The following is a 20,455-nucleotide window of genomic DNA, read 5'->3' as shown; positions in this document are numbered from 1 at the left end:
TACGGGGAGAGTAAGGTCGTGCGACGTCGGAACGCAACCGTTCCGTCGTCGCCGCGTATGCTCCTGTGCATGACGACGGACCCCAGAAGCCCCCGCCGGGCACCCGCAGGAGCCGCCGTGCTCCGGGAGGACGTGACCGACGCCATCCGGGCCGCCGTCTTCGAGGAACTCGCGGCCGTGGGCTTCGCCCGGATGTCGATCGAGGGCATCGCGCGGCGGGCGGGTGTCGGGAAGACGGCCGTCTACCGGCGCTGGAAGTCCAAGCTGTCCCTGGTGCTGGACCTGGTCTCCGCCTTCGCGGCGCAAGGGCTGCCCGCGCCGGCGACGGGATCCCTGTACGGGGACGTCCGGGCGCTGCTGGAGGTCGCCGCGCGTGCGCTGCGCCACCCTGTCGCCTCGCAGGTCATCCCCGACCTGCTGGTCGAGTCGGCGCGCAACCCCGAGATCTCGGACGCAATCAAGGCGGCGCTGCTGGACGGGCAGCGGGGGGTGGCGGCGCTGATCGTGCGCGAGGCGGTGGCGCGGGGCGAACTGCCGGAATCGACGGACCCGGACAGGGCGCTCGACGTGATCGTGGGGCCGCTGTACTGGCGGCTGGTGGTGGTGCGGGGCGGGCTGCCGGAGGGGTACCTGGACGAGGTGGCGAGGGGGGCGGTGGCGGCGCTGCGGGCGTGACGTTCCCCGACCCCGCCCCTTTCCGAAACCGGGCTCCGCCCGGACCCGCCCACCGCGCTCCGCGCGGCGTTCGCGGGGCTCCGCCCCCGGCCCCCGGTACCGTGCTGCGCGTGGTGACCTCAAGCGCCGGCCGGGCTGGAACCTGCCGGTCGCGTCGGGGCTCCGCCCCGAGCCCGTGCCCCAAGGCCGGAGGTGGGGCTGGGCCTTCGGCTCCTGCCGGGGTTGTGCCCGACTTCCCATGCCCGGGGCGCGGCGACCCGCCAGTCCCGTCGGGGCTCCGCCCCCGGCCCCCGTACCGCGCTCCGCGCGGCGTTCCCGGGGCTCCACCCTCGGCCCTCGTACCGCGCTCCGCGCGGTGGCTTCAAGCGCCGGGCCGGCTGAAATCTGCCGGTCCGTCTGGGCCCTGCGCCCCGACCCTCACGCCGGGCCGGCTGAAATGTGCCGGTCCGCGCCCGCCCCCGCACCCCGGGCTCCGCGCGGCTGCCGGGCCGGTCTGCCCCCCACGCCGCCAAGCCGGAAGGGTGTGGGGAGGGCAGGGGGCAGGCGTCACTCGGATGGGGGAATGGGGGTGACCCGAGAGGGGGCAGCGGGTTGTTCTCCGCAGCGACCCGCGCTTGAAGAATGGACGTGGCCACCATGGCGCTTCGGCTCAGCATCGTCGTTCCCGTCCACAACGTGGAGGACTTTCTCGACGCCTGCCTGTGCTCACTCGCCGAGCAGAGCCTGCGCGACCTCGAGGTCGTCATGGTGGACGACGGGTCGACGGACGGAAGCGGCGCGATCGCCCGGCGATTCGCCGAGCGGGACGAGCGGTTCAGGCTCGTCACGCAGGCCAACGCCGGCCTCGGCGCCGCCCGCAACGCCGGGACCCGTGAAGCGTGCGGCGAGTTCCTGGCGTTCGTCGACAGTGACGACGTCGTGCCGCCCGAGGCGTACGAGAAGATGCTGGCGTCGATCGACGCGTCCGGTTCCGACTTCGTCAGCGGGAACGTGAGCCGGCTGCGGGCCGGCGGCAAGGTCCAGCAGTCGCCGATGTTCCGCGAGCCGATGGCCAAGTCCCGTACGGCCACGCACGTGACCCGGCACTGGCCGCTGCTGTACGACCGGATCGCGTGCAACAAGGTGTTCCGCAGGGCGTTCTGGGACCGGCACGGGCTCGCGTTTCCCGAAGGGGTCCTGTTCGAGGACATTCCGGTGATCCTGCCCGCCCACTTCCTCGCCGGCTCCGTGGACGTCCTGCACGACACGGTCTATCTGTGGCGCGACCGCGACGGTTCCATCACCACCCGCAGGGCGCGGCCGAACGCGGTGCGGGACCGTACCGGATCGGTCACCGCCGCCCGGGACTTCCTCGCCGCCCGGCCCGAGTGGGCCGAGGGCAGGCGGCGTTACGAGAGCAGCGTTCTCAGCAGCGACCTCTGGCTTTTCATGGAGGCACTGCCGGACGGCGACGACGCGTACCAGGCGGCCTTCCTGGAGCACGCCGGCGCGTTCGCGGACTCCGTCGGACCGGACGTCCTCGAAGGGCTGGCGCTGCACTTCCGCGTCAAGTGGCACCTCGTTCGCGAGCGTCGGCTGACCGAACTCCTCGACCTGCTCGCCTTCGAGAAGAAGCACGGCCGTGACGCGTTCATTCTGCGGGGCCTCCGGGGACGTCGCGCCGAGTACCCCGCGCTCACCGCACCCCTGCCGCGTGGTGCCGACCGTCCGGCGCCCGCCGACCTGCCGGTGATGTCCGACATCACCGAGGCGGTGTGGCGGGACGGCAAGCTGCACCTCAAGGGCTACGCGTACATCCGCAACTGCCCGGCGGGCGAGCGGCGGCCCCTGACCCTGGGCTGGCTGAGGGCCGGCCGGCGGCGGGTGCTGCCGCTGCGGATGCGGGCCGCCGAGGCGCCGGAGGCGACCGCCGGCTCACGGCAGGGACTGCACAGTTACGACCGGGCCGGTTTCGAGACCGTGGTCGACCCGGCGCGGCTCGGCGGGCCGGGTACCACCTGGAACCTGGAGGTCGGGGTCGTCGGCGGCGGCGCTCTGCGCCGCGGCCCGCTGCGGATGCTCGGCAACCGCACCGCGCCCACCGTGCACGACGTCCGCGACGACCTGCGGGCCGTTCCGGTGCTCGCCGGTGACAAGCTGCGCCTGCGGATGGAGCGCGTCGCCGCGCTGTTCACCGGGCACACGGCCACGCCCGACGGGCTGCTGCGCATCGAGGGCGCCGTGCTGGGCGGTGCCGGCGGGCCGGCACCCGAGGCGCTCTCGCTGGAGAACCGGCGCACCGAGGACCGGCACCGGCTCCCGGTGACGGTGCGGGGCAGCGCCTTCGGCGCGGAGGTGGACGCGGCCCTGCTCGACGGCGCGTCGTGGCGGGTGCGCCTCCTGCGTGCCGACGGCAGCCGCGTGCCCCTCGCCGTACGCGGCGACGCACCCACCGGCGGGCATCCGCATCCGCATCCGCATCCGCTCGACGGCAGCGGAGGTGCCGCCCGCGAGATCGCTGTGACCGCCGACGCGTCCGGCAACCTCGTCCTCACCGACCGGCCCGTGCAGCCTCTGGTGGACACCTTCGCGTGGGCCGACTCGGGCGAGCTCACGATCGAGGGGCGGCTGCCCGGGGAGGCGCTTTGCCGAGCCGAGCTGGTGCTGCGGCACAGCGCCACGCACGAGGAGACCGTCGTCGCCCACGAGACGCACGGCGAGGGCCGCTTCCGCGCCGCGGTCACACCCGCGGCCGTCGAAGGGCCCGGGGGCGAACTGCCGCTCGCCGAAGGCCGCTGGTTCCCGTTCTTCCGCGAACGCGGCGTGAGCGACCCGGAAGCGTACGCGCCCGTCCGGCTGGCGTTCGCCGGGCACGCCTCCGTACCAGCCGTGCGCCGCGCCGGCGGCAGGGACTTCACGCTCGACCGCCGCTACCACGACCAGCTGGTCCTCGAATCCGGCCCGGTGCTGCCGCCGCGCGAACGCGGCGGCTTCAACGAGCGGCTGATGCGCGAGCGGGCCGCCGGCCTGCGCACCGGACCGCGCCGGGACGCCGTGCTGTTCAGCAGCTTCGACGGCCGGCAGTTCTCCGACTCGCCGCGCGCCGTCCACGAGGAACTGCTCCGCCGCGACGTCCCGTTCGAGATGCTGTGGGTGGTCCGCGACCAGCAGGCGCGGCTGCCCGAGGGGGTGCGGCCCGTCGCGTACGGCGGCGCCGAATGGCACGAGGCGCTGGCGACCAGCCGGGCCGTGGTGACCAACACCCAGCTGCCCGACTGGTTCCGGCGCGGCACGGACCAGTTCGTGGTGCAGACCTGGCACGGCACACCCCTCAAGCGCATCGGCCGCGACCTGCTCGGCACCGCACAGGCCAACCGCCCGTACATCGAGTCACTGCCGATGCGCGCCGCCCAGTGGAGCCTGCTGGTCTCGCCCAACCGCTTCTCCACGCCGATCATGCGCCGCGCCTTCGGGTACGAGGGCGAGGTGATCCAGTCGGGCTACCCGCGCAACTCCCTGCTCCACGCGCCGGACCGTGCCAAGGTCGCCGCCGCCGTCCGTGAACACCTCGGCATCCCCGACGGCAGGCAGGTCGTGCTGTACGCGCCGACATGGCGCGAGGACCGTCCCATGGGCGGCGGTCGCTACGCCATGGACCTGCGGCTCGATATCGAGGCCGCCCGGACGCGGCTCGGGGACAGCCATGTCCTGCTGGTCCGCAGGCACTATCTCGTCGGCGACCGGCTACCGGACACCGGCGGCTTCGCGCTGGACGTGTCGCGCTACCCGGACGTGGCCGAGCTGATGCTCGTCGCCGACGCACTCGTCACCGACTATTCGTCGCTGATGTTCGACTTCGCCCAGACCGGCCGCCCGATGCTGTTCCACACGTACGACCTGGAGCACTACCGCGACACCCTGCGCGGCTTCTACTTCGACTTCGAGACGCGGGCCCCCGGGCCGCTGATCCCGGACGGCGCGCTCCTCGTCGAGGCGCTGCGCGACCCGGCCGGCGCCACGGCGCGGTACGCCGAGGCGTACGAGGCGTTCCGCCGGCTGTTCTGCGATCTCGACGACGCGGGAGCGGCGGCCGCGGTCGTCGACCGGATGCTGGAGGCGATCGGCTGACCCGGCCGTACGGGTGATTCCCGCGCCGGGAGGCGCCGAAGTCCGCAGCGCAGTGCAGTGCACCGGCCTAAGTATGTTCATCGGATGCGGGATATTGACGTTTCCGATTGCTACGTTCGCCCGCCATGGACCTGCGAAGGCGAACCGCGACGGGGACGCTCGACGTGCGACGAGCCAGGGTTCTCGTCATCGGCGCCTCCGCGCTCGCTTTCGCCGCCAAAACGATTTTCGCGGTCGTGTCGCGCGGACCGGCGGACGTCCGTTTCTTCGACGCCTTCGCCACTGCGATCGCCCGGGTCGGGCCGGTCCGCGTCTACGAACATCCGATGCCGGGCCTGCCCGTCTACAACCATCCGCCGCTCGCGAGCTGGATGCTGTCCGCGTTCCATGAACTCCAAGCGCTGGGCATTCCGTTCGCCAGCCTGATCCGGCTGCCCGCGTGCGCCGCCGATTTCGTCTCCGCCCTTCTGGTGTTCGAGATCCTCCGCCGCCGCCGTTCGCTCAAGACGGCCATGGCGTGTGCACTCGCCTGCGCTTTCAGTCCGGTCCTTTTCGCCACCTCGGCGTATCACGGGAACACGGACTCGGCGGCCGTCATGTTCGTCTTCCTGGCCGCGTATCTGCTCTCCGACCGCCGTGCGCCGCTCGCCGCCGGCGTCGCGGCCGCGCTCGCGGTGAGCGTCAAACTCGTCCCCGTCGTCGCCGTGCCCGCCCTGCTGGTGGTCGCGGTACGGGCCGGCAGGCCGGCGGCCGTCCGATTCTGCTCGGGCCTGGCAGTCGTGCTGCTGACGCTGTGGGGGCCGGTGCTGGCGACCGTTCCGGTGCCGCTGCGGGAGAAGGTCCTCGAGTACGAGGGCGGACGGTGGCGGCTCTGGGGAGTCGTACGGTTCGCCGACCTGGCCGGCGCGTCCGACTCGTTCGTCGCGAGCCTGCAGGGCGGCTTCCACTTCGTGTTCGTGCTGCTGTGCATGGCCGCCGGCGCCTGGCTCGCGTGGGTGCGGCCGACCGCCCCGGCCTGCGCCGTCGCTCTGTCCCTGACGCTCCTGCTCCTGCTCAGCACCGGTTCCGCGGTCCAGTACCTGGCCTGGCCCGTCGTCGCCCTCTGCGTCCTCGGTGCCCGGGAGGCCATCGGCTACGGCCTCGTCGTCGGCGCCCTCACCGTTGTCGTCTACTCGGGCGCCGCCGCCACCCGCTGGAGCGACTGGGCGCTGCACCTCGGCGAGGCGGGCTGGCTGCTGCTCGCCGCCGCGACCGTGACCGGCGTCCGCAGGGCGCTCGCGGACCGGCCCGGCCCCGCACCGGGCGTGCCCCTGCCGGTGGTGGCCCAGCGCACCGGCCGCCGAGCCGCGCCCGTACCACCCGTCGACCGACCGCACCGATGACCCCACCGACGGAGAGCGGAGAAGACCGAGTGAAGGAAAGCCCCGGCCCGCGGATCGGCATTCTCGTCGTGGCCTACAACGCCGAGTCCACACTGGAGAAGACGCTCGACCGCATCCCGAAGGGCTTCCGGTCCCGCGTCGCCGAGATCATCATCCTCGACGACGCGAGCAGCGACGAGACGTTCACCGCGGGCTGCCGCTGGTCGCAACTGGAGGGCATGCCGCCGACCGTCGTCATGCGCCACACCAAGAACCTCGGCTACGGCGGCAACCAGAAGGCGGGTTACGCACTTGCCGCCGAGCGTGGCCTGGACATCGTGGTGCTGCTGCACGGCGACGGCCAGTACGCCCCCGAGCAGCTGCCCGAGATGGTCGCGCCCATCGAACGAGGCGAGTGCGAAGCAGTGTTCGGCTCCCGGATGATGCAGTCCGGCAGCGCGCTGGGCGGCGGCATGCCGTTCTACAAATGGCTGGGCAACCGCATCCTCACCCGCTTCGAGAACGCGTCACTGGGATCGCAGCTGACCGAGTTCCACTCCGGCTACCGCGCCTACAGCGTCGCCGCGCTGCGCAGGCTCCCCATCGAACGGAACACCGACGCCTTCGACTTCGACACCCAGATCATCGTCCAGCTGCTCGACGCCGGGATGCGCATCAAAGAGATCGCCGTCCCGACCTACTACGGCGACGAGATCTGCTACGTCAACGGCCTGCGCTACGCCAAGGACGTCGTCAAGGACATCCTCGAATACCGGCTCGCACTCAAGGGCTTCGGCACCTGCCCCTGGATCCCCAAACCCGTCGAGTACGCCTTCAAGGAGGGCGACGGTTCCTCGCACTCCGCGATCCTGAAGATCATGCGCACCCTTCCCCCGGGGCGCGTGCTGGACGTCGGCTGCTCCGGCGGCCGGTTCGCCGAGCGCCTCGAGGCGCTCGGGTTCACCGTGACCGGCCTGGATTTCGTCGAGGTTCCCGGCGTACGGGAGCGCTGCTCACGGTTCCTTCTGGCCGACCTGGAGGAGGGCCTTCCGCCGGAGGCCGGCGACGGCTACGACTACGTGGTCGCCGGTGACGTCATCGAGCACCTGTCCCGGCCCGAGCAGGTGCTGCGGGAACTGCGGGACGTGCTGCGTCCCGGCGGCCGGATGCTGATGTCCGTCCCCAACTTCGGCCACTGGTACTCGCGCCTGCGCGTCGCCCTCGGCCTCTTCGGCTACGACCGGCGCGGCATCCTCGACGAGACCCATCTGCGCTTCTTCACCCGCGGCAGCCTGCGCCGCACCGTGCGGGCCGCCGGCTTCGACCAGCTGGAACTCACCTCGACCGGCGCCCCCTTCTGGGCCGTACTCGGCACCGGCGTCACCGCCAAGGCTCTGGCCGGCGTCTCCCGGCTCCTGACCCGTGTGCGGCCGACACTCTTCGGCTACCAGTACGTCGCCGTGCTCACCCCGCACGCGGCGCAGACGATCATCGCGGGGGAGCACGTCGATGTACAGGACATCCTCAGCCGCCAGTACGTCCCGGCGGACCTCGCCGGCCGCGTGGGCGCCGGCACCTGACCCACGGCACCGACCGCCCACCAGGAGGAACACCTTGGCGCTGCCCAGCCTGTTGCTGCTGCTCTTCGCGGTTTTTTCGTCGGCGGCCGGGCAGATCATGCTGAAGCACGGCATGCGCTCCGCGGCCGCCGTCGCGGAGCACAGCGGAGGTTCGCTGCTGGTGCGGGCCGCGACGAGCCCATGGGTCGTCGTCGGCCTCGTCGTCTTCGGCGTCTCCGCGGTGGCCTGGATGTCGACCCTGGCCCAGGTCCCGCTGAACATCGCCTATCCGTTCAACGCGCTGGGCTATCTGCTGATCGTGCTGGCCAGTTCCACGGTGCTGCACGAGCGGACCTCGATGTGGACCTGGGCCGGTTCCCTGATGGTGATCGCCGGTCTGATCACCGTGATGGCCGGCCAGCAGCGCTGAGCGCGTCGCCCTCCGGGGCGTGTGCCTGGCGCGGCACCGCCACCGGGCGGCGCTCCGCGGGCGGTGTCACGGGCAGCAGGCCGGGCTCGCCCAGCAGCACATGGCGTACGACGCGCTCCGCGGCCCGTCCGTCGTCGAAGGCGCAGAAGCGCTCCCGGAAGGCGGCGCGCGACACGCGTGCCGCCTCGCCGTTCCAGGTGCCGTCGGAGAAGACCCGGATCAGTTCGTCCGTCGTACGGGTCACCGCCCCCGGCGTGTCACCGGGCGCACCCGAGAGCAGGTCGAAGCAGACGCCGCGCACGGCCCGGTACGTCTCCCAGTCCGGTGCGTGGATCACGATCGGCCGGTCGAGGTTGGCGTAGTCGAACATCGCGGACGAGTAGTCGGTGACGAGCGCGTCCGCCGCCAGATACAGCTCCTCGGCGCAGGGATGACCTGAGACGTCGACGATGCCGGGGTGCTCGGCGAGACCGCTCTCCTCGTGGAAGTAGTGGGCCCGGACCAGCAGCACGGTGTCCTCGCCCAGCGCCTTCGCCACCCGTTCCAGATCGAGCCGGCAGGTGAAGGTCCGCTCGTAGTCGCGGAACGTCGGCGCGTACAGCAGGGCCCGCTGCCCGGGGCGGATGCCGAGCGACTCCCGGACGGCGCGGATCCGGTCGGGGCCCGCGCCGACGAGGACGTCGTTGCGGGGGTAGCCGGTCTCCAGGTGCCGTACGGCGCCCGGGTAGGCGCTCGCCCAGCTCTCCGTGGAGTGCGGATTGGACGACAGGCTGAAGTCCCAGCGGTCCACCCGGCGCAGCAGGTCGGGGAAGTTCATGCCCTGAGCCGCCGCCGGATAGCGGGCCTGGCCCACGCCCATCACCTTCAGCGGTGTGCCGTGGTGCGTCATCACGTGCACCTGTCCCCGGCGCTTGACCACGTGGTTGGGGAAGTTGACGTTGCTGAAGAAGTACGTGGCACGGGCCATCACCGCCCAGTAGCGCCGTGACCCGGGCACGACGTGGTCGATGCCGGGCGGCAGCCCAGCGGCGGCCTGCCGCGACACCACCCAGACCCCGCGCACCCGGGGGGCCAGCTCCGCCGCCTTGCGGTGCACGGCCGCCGGGTTGCAGCTCACACCGCGGTTCCAGTACGCGCTGTAGACGGCGAGGTCGCGGTCCAGCGGCAGCAGCCGCTGGAGCCGGTAGTACAGCGGCGTGAGCCGTCGCCCCATCCGCTTGCGCACCGCGGGCGCGACGGCGAGCAGCGCGCGGCGGACGGCGAGGGCTCCGTCGAGGGCCCGGAGCCCACCGGACCGGCCGCCGGTCAGCAGCCGCAGGCGCAGCGCCCTCGGGCCATCCGCCGCGCGGTGCCCGGCCGGCCGGTGGTCCCGGTGGAACGCCGCGACCGCCCGGACGTAGGCACGGCGGCGGCGCCGGAGCGTGCCGTACGTCTCCAGCAGCTCCCTGGAGGCCAGGTCGAACAGTGGCCCGTGCACGGCGTCGAACCGCGGTGTGCCCCGCAGAGCGCAGAACAGGTCGCTGAACTGCTCGACGAGCTCGCTCTGCCCGGCCCGTTCACCGGGGGAGCCGGCGTCCTGCGACTCCGCGAGCCCCGGCACATGACGCTGCCGGCGGTGCTCGACGCAGGGCACGGGCAGGGCGGCGACCGTGCCGGCGGCGGCGAGCGTGCCCAGCGCGTACGGCCGGTCGCCGTACTGACCCGGCGCGAACGACATCGGCCCCGACTCGTGGAACTCGCGGCGCACCGCGCGGTTCCAGCACACCGCGGCCACACCCAGCAGCTCCGGGCGGTCCGCGAGCGTACAGACCTCCGTACCGCCCATGTCCTTCAGCAGCGACAAGGACCGGCTGGACTGCGGGACGCCGCGGAACGGCGTACGGAGATGGCCGAACAGCAGCAGGTCCGGATCCGCCGCGTCCGTGAGCCGGTCGGCGATGCGCCGCAGCGCACCGGGCAGCAGCACATGCGTGCCCTCCAGGAACAGCAGATAGTCGCCCTTCGCGTGCTCCGCCCCCGCCGTGCGCCGGCCGTCCGGGCCCGCCGGTTCCGCGAGGTGGACGGCACGTACCCGCGGGTCGGCGCCCGCGATCTCGTCGAGCAGCCGGCCGGAGCCGTCCGGGCAGCCGTCGGCGACCCCGATGATCTCGAAGTCGGTGAACGACTGGGAAAGCACCGACTCCAGGCACTCGCGCAGGCTTCCGCGCACACGACGGACGGGGACGACGACGCTCAGACGGGGCATGAACACTCTTTCTCGCGTTCTTCTGTGACTCAGGCTTCTGTGACTCAGGCGTGCCGGCTGGGCACGAGGCTGCCGGGGTTCTGCCGGGCGGGCAGCCGGCCGGCCGACGGCTGCGGCGGCACCGGCACGGCGTGGGCCACCGGTGCCGGGAAGGGGACGGGCGCGGGCGCCGGGGTGCGCTGCTCCTGCGGGACGACGACCGGCAGGCCGCCGCTCTCGCCCAGGAAGACGCGGCGCACGACGCGTTCGGCCGCGTGCCCGTCGTCGTACGGGCAGAAGCGCTCGCGGAACGCGGCCCGCAGCCGCGCGGCGCGCGAGCCGCGCCAGTGGTCCGTCACGAAGACGTCGACGAGCTCCTCCTCGGTGCGGGCGACCGCTCCCGGCGGGCACTCCCGTACGTCGAAGTACGTGCCGCGGGCAGCCTGGTACGCCTCCCAGTCGCCGGTGTGCAGGACGATCGGCCGGTCCAGGACCGCGTAGTCGAACATCAGCGACGAGTAGTCCGTGACGAGTGCGTCGGACGCCAGGCACAGGGACTCCACCGACGGGTGGCCGGAGACGTCGATGATCCGGTGCGCGGCGGTGCCGCTCAGCGGGGCGTCGCTGAAGTAGTGGGCGCGGGTCAGCAGCACGAACCGGGGACCGAGAGCCGCGGCGAACCGTTCGACGTCGATCGGCGGGGACTGGCTGCGGCGGTAGTCGCGGTGGGTCGGCGCGTACAGGACGGCGACGCGGCCCTCCGGGATGCCGAGCGAGGCCCGCAGCCGGGCCACGTCCTCGGCGCCGGCGCGCTGGTAGACGTCGTTGCGGGGATGGCCGTACTCGAGCACGGTGCACGCCGACGGGTACGCCCGTTCCCACACCAGGGTGGAGTGGCGATTGGCGGAGAGCGAGTAGTCCCACTTGTCGGCATTGGCGAGCAGCTGCGCGAAGTCCATGGAGCGGGCGGCCGCCGGGCGTTCCTGGAGATCGATGCCCATGGTCTTCAGCGGCGTGCCGTGGTGCGTCTGGAGCATGACCTGCCCGGGCCGCTTGACCCACCGGCGGTCGAAATTGACGTTGTTGACGAGGTACTTGGCGCGGGCGAGCGCCGACCAGTGGGCGAACGACCCGGGCCGCAGCCGCCGTGTACCGGCCGGGATCGTGTGGTGGTACGCCTCGTCCGCGATCCACGCCGTGCGGATGTGCGGCGCGAGCTCGCGCACCTTCTCCTCGACGGCGGCCGGATTGCAGGAGTAGCCGCGGTTCCAGTACGCGGCGAAGACCGCCAGGTCGGAGCGGACCGGCAGCCGCAGCTGGATGCGGTAGTGCACCCGCAGGGCCACGGCGCGCAGCACGCGCCGGCCGCGCCCGGCGATGCCGCGGGTGCGTGAACGCAGCCGGTCGCCCGCCCACAGCGCGCGGTAGACCCGGTGGCCGCCACTGCGGATCAGCGCATGGCGCAGCCGGCCGCGCAGGGCGGGCGTCGCCCCGGGGGCGCGGTAGCGGCGGCAGTGCGCGCGGGCCCGGCGGAAGAACTCGGCACGGCTGCCGCGCGGCAGCCGCCCCCGTGCGGTGGCGAGCGTCGAGAAGTGGTCGACCATCCGCCGGTAGATGACCGGCTTCCAGTGCGCGAGCGGCGGCCGGGCGTCGAGGAACGTGAACACCCGGTCGTACTGGTCGAAGATGTCGAAGTGCTTGCGGCTGGTGGTGGCGAGGATGTTGCCGCCCTGGCGGCGCTGGCGGTAGTGCACGCACACCCGGTCCAGCGTGGCGATGGTGGAGGCCGCCAGCAGCGCCGGATAGGTCCAGGGGGTGTCCTCGTAGTAGCCGGGCGGGAAGGTGAAGCCCTCCCGTTCGACGAACTCCCGCTTGTATGCCTTGTTCCAGACCACCATCAGCAGCTTGAGCAGCCCGGGCCGGTCCTGGAGGGCGAACGGCGCCGGACCCTGCTCGCTCAGCAGCGCGGCGAACTTGTTCCGGGCACTCTCACCGGTCCAGTACGTGCGGGCGTAGTCGTACACGAGGACGTCGGGGTCCCCGGTCGCGTCGAGCCGTCCGGCGATGGCCTCCAGCGCGCCGGGGACCAGGCTGTCGTCGCTGTCCAGGAAGAGGATGTACTCGCCGCTCGCGCGGGCCAGTCCGGCGTTGCGCGCCTGGCCGAGACCCGCGTTCCTCGGGAGGTGCACGGCCCGCACGCGCGGGTCGCGCGCGGCGAACTCGTCGATGATCGCACCGCAGGAGTCGGGCGAGCAGTCGTCGACCGCGATGAGTTCGAAGTCGGCGAAGGTCTGTGTCAGCACCGAATCCAGGCATTCCTGGAGATAGGCCTGGACCTTGAACGCGGGCACGATGACGCTGAACCGGGGCACGGCACATCCATGGGTCGCGCGGGCAGGATGGCCCGAGAACGGCCAAAGGGGTGACTTGGTTACGCCGCACGTGGCATACGGGGGACCAACAGGGAATGGCGGCCCGGTTACGCGGGTAACCAGGGCCGCCCTTCCGTACGCCCGTGCGTCCGCACGCCCGTCCTGCCGGCAGGCGCGCGGTCGGTCACTCGACGGCGGTCACTCGACCGTACTCACTTGGTCGTGGTCACTTGACCGCACCCGCCATCACGCCCGAGACGAACTGCCGCTGGAAGGCGAAGAACACGGCCAGCGGAATGATCATCGACACGAACGCGCCGGGCGCGAGCACGTCGATGTTGTTGCCGAACTGCCTGACCTGCCGCTGGAGCGCGACGGTGATCGGCGCGCTGTCGGAGTCGGCGAAGATCAGGGCGACCAGCATGTCGTTCCACACCCACAGGAACTGGAAGATGCCCAGCGAGGCGATCGCCGGACCGCCCAGCGGCAGGACGACCCGGGTGAAGAGCCGGATCTCGCCCGCGCCGTCGAGCCGTGCCGCCTCCAGCAGTTCGCGGGGGATCTCCGCGAAGAAGTTCCGCAGCAGGAAGATCGCGAAGGGCAGACCGAAAGCGACGTGGAAGAGGACCACACCGATCGTCGTCTCGAAGATGCCGACGATGCCGAAGAGTTCGGACACGGGCACGAGCGCGACCTGCACAGGGACCACCAGCAGACCGACGACGACCATGAACCACCAGTCGCGGCCGGGGAACTCCATCCAGGCGAACGCATATCCGGCCAGCGCGCCGATGACCACGACCAGCACGGTGGCCGGGACGGTGATCATCACCGTGGAGAACAGGGAGTCGGTGATCGCCTCGTTCTCCAGCAGCCGTGAGTAGTTCTCCGTGGTGATCTGGGCCGGGGCCGTGAACACCGTCCACCAGCCGCTCGCCGCGATGTCACCGCTGTCGCGCAGTGACGAGAACAGCAGGCCGATGGTGGGCATCAGCCAGAACAGGGCGGCGAGGATGAGGAAGACACGCAGCACGCCGCCGCCGGTGCGGGCTGCGATCCGCGTCGCGAGGGAGTGCTTGGCCTTGACGCCGGCCCCCGTTGTGGCATCGGTCGCGGTCATCGCCGGGTCTCCCTTCGCATCCGCCTGATGTTGCTGTGCCTGCCCGTGGGGCGACCCCCGGACCCCCGGCAGGGGGCGGCCGTGCGGCATCGGGAGCTCATCGCCGGGTCTCCCTTCGCATCCGCCTGATGTTGAAGAACATCACCGGCAGCACCAGCAGAAGCAGCAGCACCGCGATCGCACTGCCGAGGCCGAGGTCCGCGTCCGTGCCGAACGACGATCTGTACAGCTGGAGCGCGAGGACGTTCGCGTCGTCCTGGGACGAGCCCGGCGCGATGATGAAGACCAGGTCGAAGATCTTCAGCACATTGATCATCAGCGTGACCAGGACGACCGCGAGCACCGGCGCCAGCAGCGGCACCGTGATCCGCCGGAAGACCTGCCACTCGTTCGCCCCGTCGACGCGGGCCGCCTCCAGGAGTTCGCGCGGCACGCTCGCCAGTCCGGCCGCGATCAGCACCATCGCGAAGCCCGCCCACATCCACACGTAACTGCCGATGATCGCGGGCGTGACCAGGTTCGGGCCGAGCCAGTTGACGCCGTTGTACGGCTCGCGGAAGTTGTCGGCCGGCAGCCTGAGCAGCGCGCCGTCCGAGGATGCCGGGAGGGTGAACGTGCCGTCGGCCCCGGCCCGGGCCTCGGCCACGACCTTGCCGTCCTTGACCGCCTCCACCTTGATGCCCTTGAGCCCGAGCTCCTCGGAGTCGATGACGTTCGGCTTGCCGCCGCCGCCCCGGGTGAAGTCCAGCCAGGCCGTGCCGTGGATCTTCCCGTCGCCGGGCTCCGCCGCCTTCGCCGGCTCGGCGTCGGACGGCATCTTCGCGGGGGCCACACCGACCAGGGGCACCTGCACCGGAGCCTGGGCGGAGACCGGCTCCTTGGTGACGAACGCACCGCCCCCGGCGGCCTCGAGCGGATGGACGGGCAGCGGGCGGGCCCTGGGGAAACCGGCCGACTCGGCGAACGTGTCGTGCACGCCCACCCAGACCGCGTTGGCCACTCCGCGCTCCGGGTCCTGCTCGTACACGAGACGGAAGATGATGCCCGCCGCGAGCATCGAGATCGCCATCGGCATGAAGACGATCAGCTTGAACGCTGTGCCCCAGCGGACCCGTTCGGTGAGCACCGCGAAGGTCAGACCCAGTGCCGTGGACACGGTCGGCGCGACGACCACCCAGATCGCGTTGTTCTTGACCGCGGTGAGGATCGTGTCGTCGGTGAAGATCTCCACGTAGTTGTCGAGGCCGGCGAAGCCGGTGCCCGGCTGGTCGAAGAAGGACCGGTAGAGGGAGTACCCGATCGGGTAGACCACGAGCGCGCCCAGCAGCACCAGCGCGGGCAGCAGAAAGCCGACCGCGACTATTTTACGTGTGCCTGTCACGCCCTTGCGCTTGTCGCCGGGGGGCACCGGCCGGGCCGGGCCCCCCGCGGTGACGGGCGGCACGGCGTCAGCTCTTGAACGCCTTGGCCGCCTCGGCCTCCAGCTTCTGCTGGGTGCCCGCGACATCCTTCGGGTTCTTCAGGAAGTCCTGGAGAATCTTCCACTCGCCCTTGCCGGGCGTCCCGCCGAACGACTGCGGCATCTGGTCCGACATGTCGAACCGGAAGTCGTCGCCCGCCGCGATCAGTGCTTTCGCGATGTCACGCTGCACGTCGTTCGGGTAGGCGGCCACGTCCAGCGACTTGTTCGGCGAGATGAAACCGCCGGCCGCCGCCTGGATCGCCGCGGCGTCGGGGGTCGCCAGGAACGTCAGCAGCGCCTGCGCGCCCTTGCTGTCCTTCAGGGCCACCGCCGCGTCCCCGCCGGTCACCACCGGCGACTCGGCGCCGACGGCCGGGAACGGGAACACCTTCGCGTCCGTCCCGATCTCGGCGTCGGTCTGGGCGATGTTGACCGTCACGAAGTCGCCCTCGAACACCATCGCGCTCTTGGGGGCGTCACCGCCGGTGAAGGTCTGGGTCACGGACGCGGGGAACTCGGTCTGGAGCGCGCCCTCGGCGCCGCCCGCGATCAGGTTCGGCTTGCCGAACAGCTCGCCGAGCGTGGTCAGGGCGTCCTTCACGGACGGGTCGGTCCACTTGATCTCGTGCTTGGCGAGCTGGTCGTACTTCTCCGGACCCGCCTGTGAGAGGTAGACGTTCTCGAACCAGTCGGTGAGGACCCAGCCGTCGGCCCCCGCGACGGACACCGGGGTGACACCCGACGCGGAGATCGTCTCCGCCGTGGACAGGAAATCCTTCCAGGTCTTCGGCTCGCTCGCTCCCGCGTTCTCGAAGACCGCGTTGTTGTACCAGATCAGGGACTTGTTGGCGGCCTTGTAGTACACGCCGTACTGCGTGCCGTCGACGGCCCCGAGGTCCTGCCAGCCCTTGGCGTAGTTCTTCGCCAGCTGCTCCCTGGCCTCCGGTCCGACGGGCTTGGCCCACTTGCGGGCCACCGCCTGCTGGATCGCGCCGACCTGAGGCAGCATCGCCACGTCGGGCGGGCTGCCGCCGGCGATCTTCGTACCGAGGAAGTTGACGATCGGGTCCTGCGCGGGGACGAAGGTGACCGTGGCGCCGGTGCGCTTCTCGAACTCGTCGAGGACCTTGGTGAAGTTCTCCTGCTCCGGGCCGCTCCAGACCGCGGCGACCTCGATCTTCTCGCCGTTCAGCTTGGGCAGCGTGACCGACGAGTCAGACGCCCCACCCGGCGTCGGACCCGCGTCCCCCGGCTCACCGCCGTCGTCGCCGCCGCATCCGGTGAGGGCGAGGGCGCCGATCGCGGCGAACACCACTGCGGCCCTGCCCGTACGAAGAGTTCTGCGCATCACTGCCCCGTCTCTCCTGTGCGCTGCCTGTTCCTGACCAGTCGAGCCTTGCGACAGGTCTACGCCCGCACTACGGGTGCCGCAATACCGCCCTGGGCGACTAACACTCTTTCGTGATGGCCTCGTGACGTGGTGTCAGGTCAAATGGCGGCGGCGCGCCTCGGCAACGCGGCCCGTCACGGATGTGCCGGCGCCAGCGGAGGGACGGGCGCCGCGTCCACCGACCGCGCCGCCCGCTCCAGCGCACTGGCCAGCAGCGCCAGGTCGGTCGGACCGTTGCCCAGCTCGCGGAGGGGACGGCGGGTGGGCGGATCGCCCATCCGCTCCCACTCGAGCGGGACCACGGTGGGCCGCGACGTCGCCGTACGCGGTATGCGTCCGGTGACCCGGCCGCTCTGGAACGCGGTCACCCGCCCGTCGGAATGCCCCAGCCTGCCCCGGCCGGGGGCCGGGTCGTCCGGACCGGGGGAGACCGGCGGCGCCTCCAGGACGGCCCGCAGCCGCGCACCTTCGGCCAGCTGCGTGTCCGCGGTGCGGTCGGGCCGCGACGACGTGGCCACGAGATGGATGCCGAGCCGCCCGCCGTCCCTGGCCACCGCCTCCAGCGCCCGTACGACCGAACCGGCCGCCGGCCGGCCGGGGCTGCCCAGTGCCGGGGCCACCAGCGCGTCGAAGTCGTCCACCAGCACCACCAGACGCGGCAGCGGATCCGGTTCCCGGCTCCTCGTACGCCCTCCGGGCCGGAGCCTGAGCGTCCCGGAGGAGGGCGAGTCCAGATTGCCGCGCTGCTCGGCGGCGCTCGGCGGGCGCTGGCCCACCATCCGCTCGGCGACCTCCCGCCGGGTGCGCCACTCGGCGAAGTCCGCGACGCCGGCCTCGTCCAGCACGGCCGTACGGCGCTTCAGCTCCGCGCCGAGAGCCTGCGCGAACGCCCGCATCCGCACCGGGTCGCTCGCCACCAGATGCTCGGTCACATGCGGCAGTTCGGTGCAGGCCGTCAGCCCGTCGCCGCGCTCCCCGCCCGCGCCGTCGACGAGCAGCAGCCCGAGCCGGTCCGGACGGCCCGCCGCCGCCAGGGAGGCGGCGACCGAGCGGAGCAGCTCCGTACGGCCGCTGCCCGGCGGGCCGTCGATCAGCAGGTGCGGGCCCTCCTCCGCCAGGTCGACGGCCAGCGGCCCCCGCGGACCGGCGCCGAGGACCATGGTGCCGTCGCAGGCCGACGCCCAGCGTGCCATCAGCGACGCGGGGGTGGCCCGGGCCAGCTCCAGCTCGTCCAGCAGGCGCGCGGACTGCGGGAGCACGGCCGCCCTGCCGGGGTGCACACCGGCGCCCTCCGTACGCAGCGGGGCGAGCGCCCGGGCGAAGCGTTCGGCCCAGGCGGCGGACACCGCGTCCACCACACCGACGGTGCCGTGCCCCGCGGGCTGCCCGCCGGCCACCCGCATCAGGCGCAGTGCGGTTGCCACGTCCCCGGTCAGCAGCGCCACGGCCCCGCATTCACGGAACGGCAGCGACACCGCGCACGCCGACTCGTAGGTCACGGCCACCGGGGAGAGCGGAGAGGCCGCGGCCGTCTCCGCCAGACAGATCAGATGGATACCGGCGGCCCGGCCGGCACCGGCGAGCCGGGCCGTCGTCTCCCGCAGCGCGGCGGAGCCGGGGTCGCCGTCGACGATCACCACGGTGCGCGGGCCGTCGTGCCGGTCGGCCACCTCCATGACCGCCCGGAGGTCGGCGCTCGGCCATCCGGTGCCCAAAGGGCCGTCGTCCAGCCGGCGCGTCAACTCCGCGGCGCGGGCGGTCGCCTGGTCGCGGTCGTACGCGAGCAGCAGCCGGCAGTCCTGGCCGTGCGCCGGGCGCAGATGCGGCAGCCAGCCCAGCCAGGCCCACTCGGCCCTGCGCTCCTCGAGAGTGCGTGCGCGGTCCGCGCTGATCAGGACGACCTCCAGGTCGCCGGGGGAGTGCAGCGCCGCGAGCTGGGCCACCGCGGCCCGGGCGAGGCCCGCGAGGCGGGCGCGCGGGCCGGCGAGCCCGAGCGAACCGGCTTCCTTCAGGGCGACGGTCACGGCCACGGACGGCAGCTCGGCGCGGTCGGCCGTACCGAGCCGCAGCACGAGCGACTCGGGATGGTCCGGGCCCCGCTCCCACAGCCTGGGGCCGGGGCCGAGCGCGGTGAGCAGGACGGCGGCGGGGTCGGGCCAGCTCGCCACGGCGGGCGCGGCGGCGGCCGCGGGCCCGGTCGTGCCGGTCCCCTCCGGTGCGGGTCCGCCCCGCCCTCCGGCGAGCCGCCGCGCCCAGGCGCCTATGCCGCGCCTGCGCCGGCTCGGCGCGTCTGCGTCCGTGTCTGTGCCTGGTTCCGTGTCCGGGCCGGGCGTTCCGCGGCCGGGAGCCTGCGCCGGCACCCGGGCATCCGCGCCGTGCAGGTGATGCGTCTGCTCGGACCGGTCCTGCGTCCGCCCCGTACCGGTCCCGTTGACCCTGCCGGGGGCGAGGCGGCCGGCGGTGCCGGACAGGACGCCGTCCTGTGCGGCGGTGGCCCCGTGCGGCCAGGCGTCACCGCCGGGCGGGGGCGGCTGCGCCCCGCCGTGGGCCTGCGCACCCGTGCCGGGCGCCGGCCCTCCGAGGGTGGCCGCGCGGGCGTCACCGCCGGGGCCGGCCGTTCTGTCGTTTCCGTACCCGGACCCGGCCGCGCCCGTGCTTCCGTAACCGGCCCCGGCCCCGGTCTCGGCCGCGCTCGCGCTTCCGTCCCCCGGTCCCGGTCCCGTCCCGTTCGCGCTCTCGTACCCGGCCCCCGTCCCGGCGGCCGGCCACCGTGCCGTGTCCTGCGCGGCGCCGGCGCCCGTGGCCCCGGCCGGCCGGGGACCGGCGGCGGGATCCGCCCACGTGGGTCCGGGCGGACTGCCGCCGCACGCGCCGGTCATCGGCCGGTACCTGGCGGCATCCGGCAGGCCGCGGCCGTCGGCGGCCGGAGCCGGGTCCGTGGCCGCCGCGCCGCCGGGGACGCGGAGGTGGCCCTCGCCGTCAGGGGTGGTGGGGAGCGCCGGAGGCGGGGACCCGGGGGAGAGCCGGAGAGTCGACTCGCCGACGCGGAGCAGCGCGCCCGCCGGCAGGCGGAACGGGCGGCTGCCCACGGACGCGCCGTCGACCGTCGTGCCGTTCGTGGAGCCGAGGTCGGTGACCGTGACCCGGCCGTCGTCCTCGACGGTGACCGCGCAGTGCAGCCGGGAGACGTCGGGGTCGTCCAGCGGCACATCGGCGTCGGCGGACCGGCCGATGCTGATCCGGCCGCCGTGCAGGAGGTGGACGCCGCCCGCGTCGGGTCCGGCGACGACCTGCAGCTGGGCCGGGACGTCGCTCCCGTGGGGCTCGTCGTCGGCCGGTGTCTGGAGGGCGAGCACGGCGCCGTCGACCAGCGGTGGTTCGCCGAGGGTGCGGCGCTGGAGGTCGAGGCGCTCCTGGCCCGCGTAGAGGACGACGGTACCGGAGACGTCCGGGCCGGAGACGGCGGCGGCGAGGCCGGAGGCCACGGCAGCGAGCGCCGTGCCCGCGGGCGCGGTAACGATCACGTCGCAGGGACGTCCGGCGGGCGCGGACTGTCCGCCGCGCGGCGCGAGAACAGTCAGCCGGATCTGCATCGCCGTCAGCCATCCCTTCTGCGCGGGGTGCCCGACGGCAAAGCCGCCCGGATCGCCCCCACCCGGCAGGTCGGCACGGGCCGGGGTCTCCCTTCCCACGGCTCCGTGCTGGAGGCATCCTCGCATCCGTCGCCGACAACACGCCCGCCGCCCACCCGTAAG

The 20,455-nt window shown here is 72.9% G+C and carries 11 protein-coding genes; 5 read left to right on the top strand and 6 right to left on the bottom strand.

What is annotated here, in order from left to right; translation table 11 throughout:
• The first annotated feature begins 57 nt into the window (after nt 1-57).
• The 5 genes from OGH68_RS13595 (at nt 58) to OGH68_RS13575 (ending at nt 8,132) form a co-directional block, all read left to right on the top strand.
• Nucleotides 58-675 (top strand): TetR/AcrR family transcriptional regulator, encoded by a 618-nt coding sequence (locus tag OGH68_RS13595; protein ID WP_264243841.1) that lies wholly within the window; start codon nt 58-60, stop codon nt 673-675.
• Nucleotides 676-1,311: 636 nt separating this feature from the next.
• Nucleotides 1,312-4,782 (top strand): bifunctional glycosyltransferase/CDP-glycerol:glycerophosphate glycerophosphotransferase, encoded by a 3,471-nt coding sequence (locus OGH68_RS13590; RefSeq protein WP_264250063.1) that lies wholly within the window; start codon nt 1,312-1,314, stop codon nt 4,780-4,782.
• Between the two features lie 125 nt (nt 4,783-4,907).
• Complete coding sequence (locus OGH68_RS13585; RefSeq protein WP_264243840.1) at nt 4,908-6,164, top strand: glycosyltransferase family 39 protein; 1,257 nt, start codon at nt 4,908-4,910, stop codon at nt 6,162-6,164.
• A gap of 29 nt (nt 6,165-6,193) precedes the next feature.
• Nucleotides 6,194-7,723 carry a bifunctional glycosyltransferase/class I SAM-dependent methyltransferase gene (locus OGH68_RS13580; protein WP_264243839.1) on the top strand — a complete coding sequence of 510 codons (1,530 nt, stop codon included), beginning with the start codon at nt 6,194-6,196 and terminating at the stop codon, nt 7,721-7,723.
• Nucleotides 7,724-7,757: 34 nt separating this feature from the next.
• Entirely contained in the window at nt 7,758-8,132 is a 375-nt protein-coding gene (locus OGH68_RS13575; RefSeq protein ID WP_264243838.1) for a hypothetical protein, read from the top strand.
• Here the strand turns inward: OGH68_RS13575 and OGH68_RS13570 are convergent.
• The 6 genes from OGH68_RS13570 to OGH68_RS13545 all read right to left on the bottom strand — a co-directional run bounded on the left by OGH68_RS13570 (nt 8,104) and on the right by OGH68_RS13545 (nt 20,293).
• The gene (locus tag OGH68_RS13570; RefSeq protein WP_264243837.1) at nt 8,104-10,377 is read right to left on the bottom strand and encodes a bifunctional glycosyltransferase family 2 protein/CDP-glycerol:glycerophosphate glycerophosphotransferase; all 2,274 of its coding nucleotides are present in this window, start codon (nt 10,375-10,377) and stop codon (nt 8,104-8,106) included. The genes OGH68_RS13575 and OGH68_RS13570 overlap by 29 nt on opposite strands.
• A gap of 44 nt (nt 10,378-10,421) precedes the next feature.
• Nucleotides 10,422-12,728, bottom strand: a complete 2,307-nt coding sequence (locus OGH68_RS13565; protein ID WP_264243836.1) for a bifunctional glycosyltransferase family 2 protein/CDP-glycerol:glycerophosphate glycerophosphotransferase — start codon at nt 12,726-12,728, stop codon at nt 10,422-10,424.
• 226 nt (nt 12,729-12,954) lie between these two features.
• Nucleotides 12,955-13,848 (bottom strand): carbohydrate ABC transporter permease, encoded by an 894-nt coding sequence (locus OGH68_RS13560; RefSeq protein WP_264243835.1) that lies wholly within the window; start codon nt 13,846-13,848, stop codon nt 12,955-12,957.
• Nucleotides 13,849-13,945: 97 nt separating this feature from the next.
• The gene (locus OGH68_RS13555; protein WP_413470979.1) at nt 13,946-15,229 is read right to left on the bottom strand and encodes a carbohydrate ABC transporter permease; all 1,284 of its coding nucleotides are present in this window, start codon (nt 15,227-15,229) and stop codon (nt 13,946-13,948) included.
• 67 nt (nt 15,230-15,296) lie between these two features.
• Nucleotides 15,297-16,658 (bottom strand): ABC transporter substrate-binding protein, encoded by a 1,362-nt coding sequence (locus tag OGH68_RS13550; protein WP_264243834.1) that lies wholly within the window; start codon nt 16,656-16,658, stop codon nt 15,297-15,299.
• 176 nt (nt 16,659-16,834) lie between these two features.
• Nucleotides 16,835-20,293 (bottom strand): FtsK/SpoIIIE domain-containing protein, encoded by a 3,459-nt coding sequence (locus tag OGH68_RS13545; protein WP_264250061.1) that lies wholly within the window; start codon nt 20,291-20,293, stop codon nt 16,835-16,837.
• Nucleotides 20,294-20,455: the final 162 nt, after the last annotated feature.

This window comes from Streptomyces peucetius (assembly GCF_025854275.1).
Classification (GTDB): domain Bacteria; phylum Actinomycetota; class Actinomycetes; order Streptomycetales; family Streptomycetaceae; genus Streptomyces; species Streptomyces peucetius_A.
Note: the sequence above shows the minus strand (reverse complement) of the source record. Positions and strands in the feature narration are given on the sequence as shown.

Excerpts from the sequence above, each read along its gene's own strand:
- OGH68_RS13595 (WP_264243841.1), top strand. The coding sequence starts at position 58 with ATGCTCCTGTGCATGACGACGGACCCCAGAAGCCCCCGCCGGGCACCC.
- OGH68_RS13590 (WP_264250063.1), top strand. The coding sequence starts at position 1,312 with ATGGCGCTTCGGCTCAGCATCGTCGTTCCCGTCCACAACGTGGAGGAC.
- OGH68_RS13585 (WP_264243840.1), top strand. The coding sequence starts at position 4,908 with ATGGACCTGCGAAGGCGAACCGCGACGGGGACGCTCGACGTGCGACGA.
- OGH68_RS13570 (WP_264243837.1), bottom strand. The coding sequence starts at position 10,377 with ATGCCCCGTCTGAGCGTCGTCGTCCCCGTCCGTCGTGTGCGCGGAAGC.
- OGH68_RS13560 (WP_264243835.1), bottom strand. The coding sequence starts at position 13,848 with ATGACCGCGACCGATGCCACAACGGGGGCCGGCGTCAAGGCCAAGCAC.
- OGH68_RS13550 (WP_264243834.1), bottom strand. The coding sequence starts at position 16,658 with ATGCGCAGAACTCTTCGTACGGGCAGGGCCGCAGTGGTGTTCGCCGCG.
- OGH68_RS13545 (WP_264250061.1), bottom strand. The coding sequence starts at position 20,293 with ATGCAGATCCGGCTGACTGTTCTCGCGCCGCGCGGCGGACAGTCCGCG.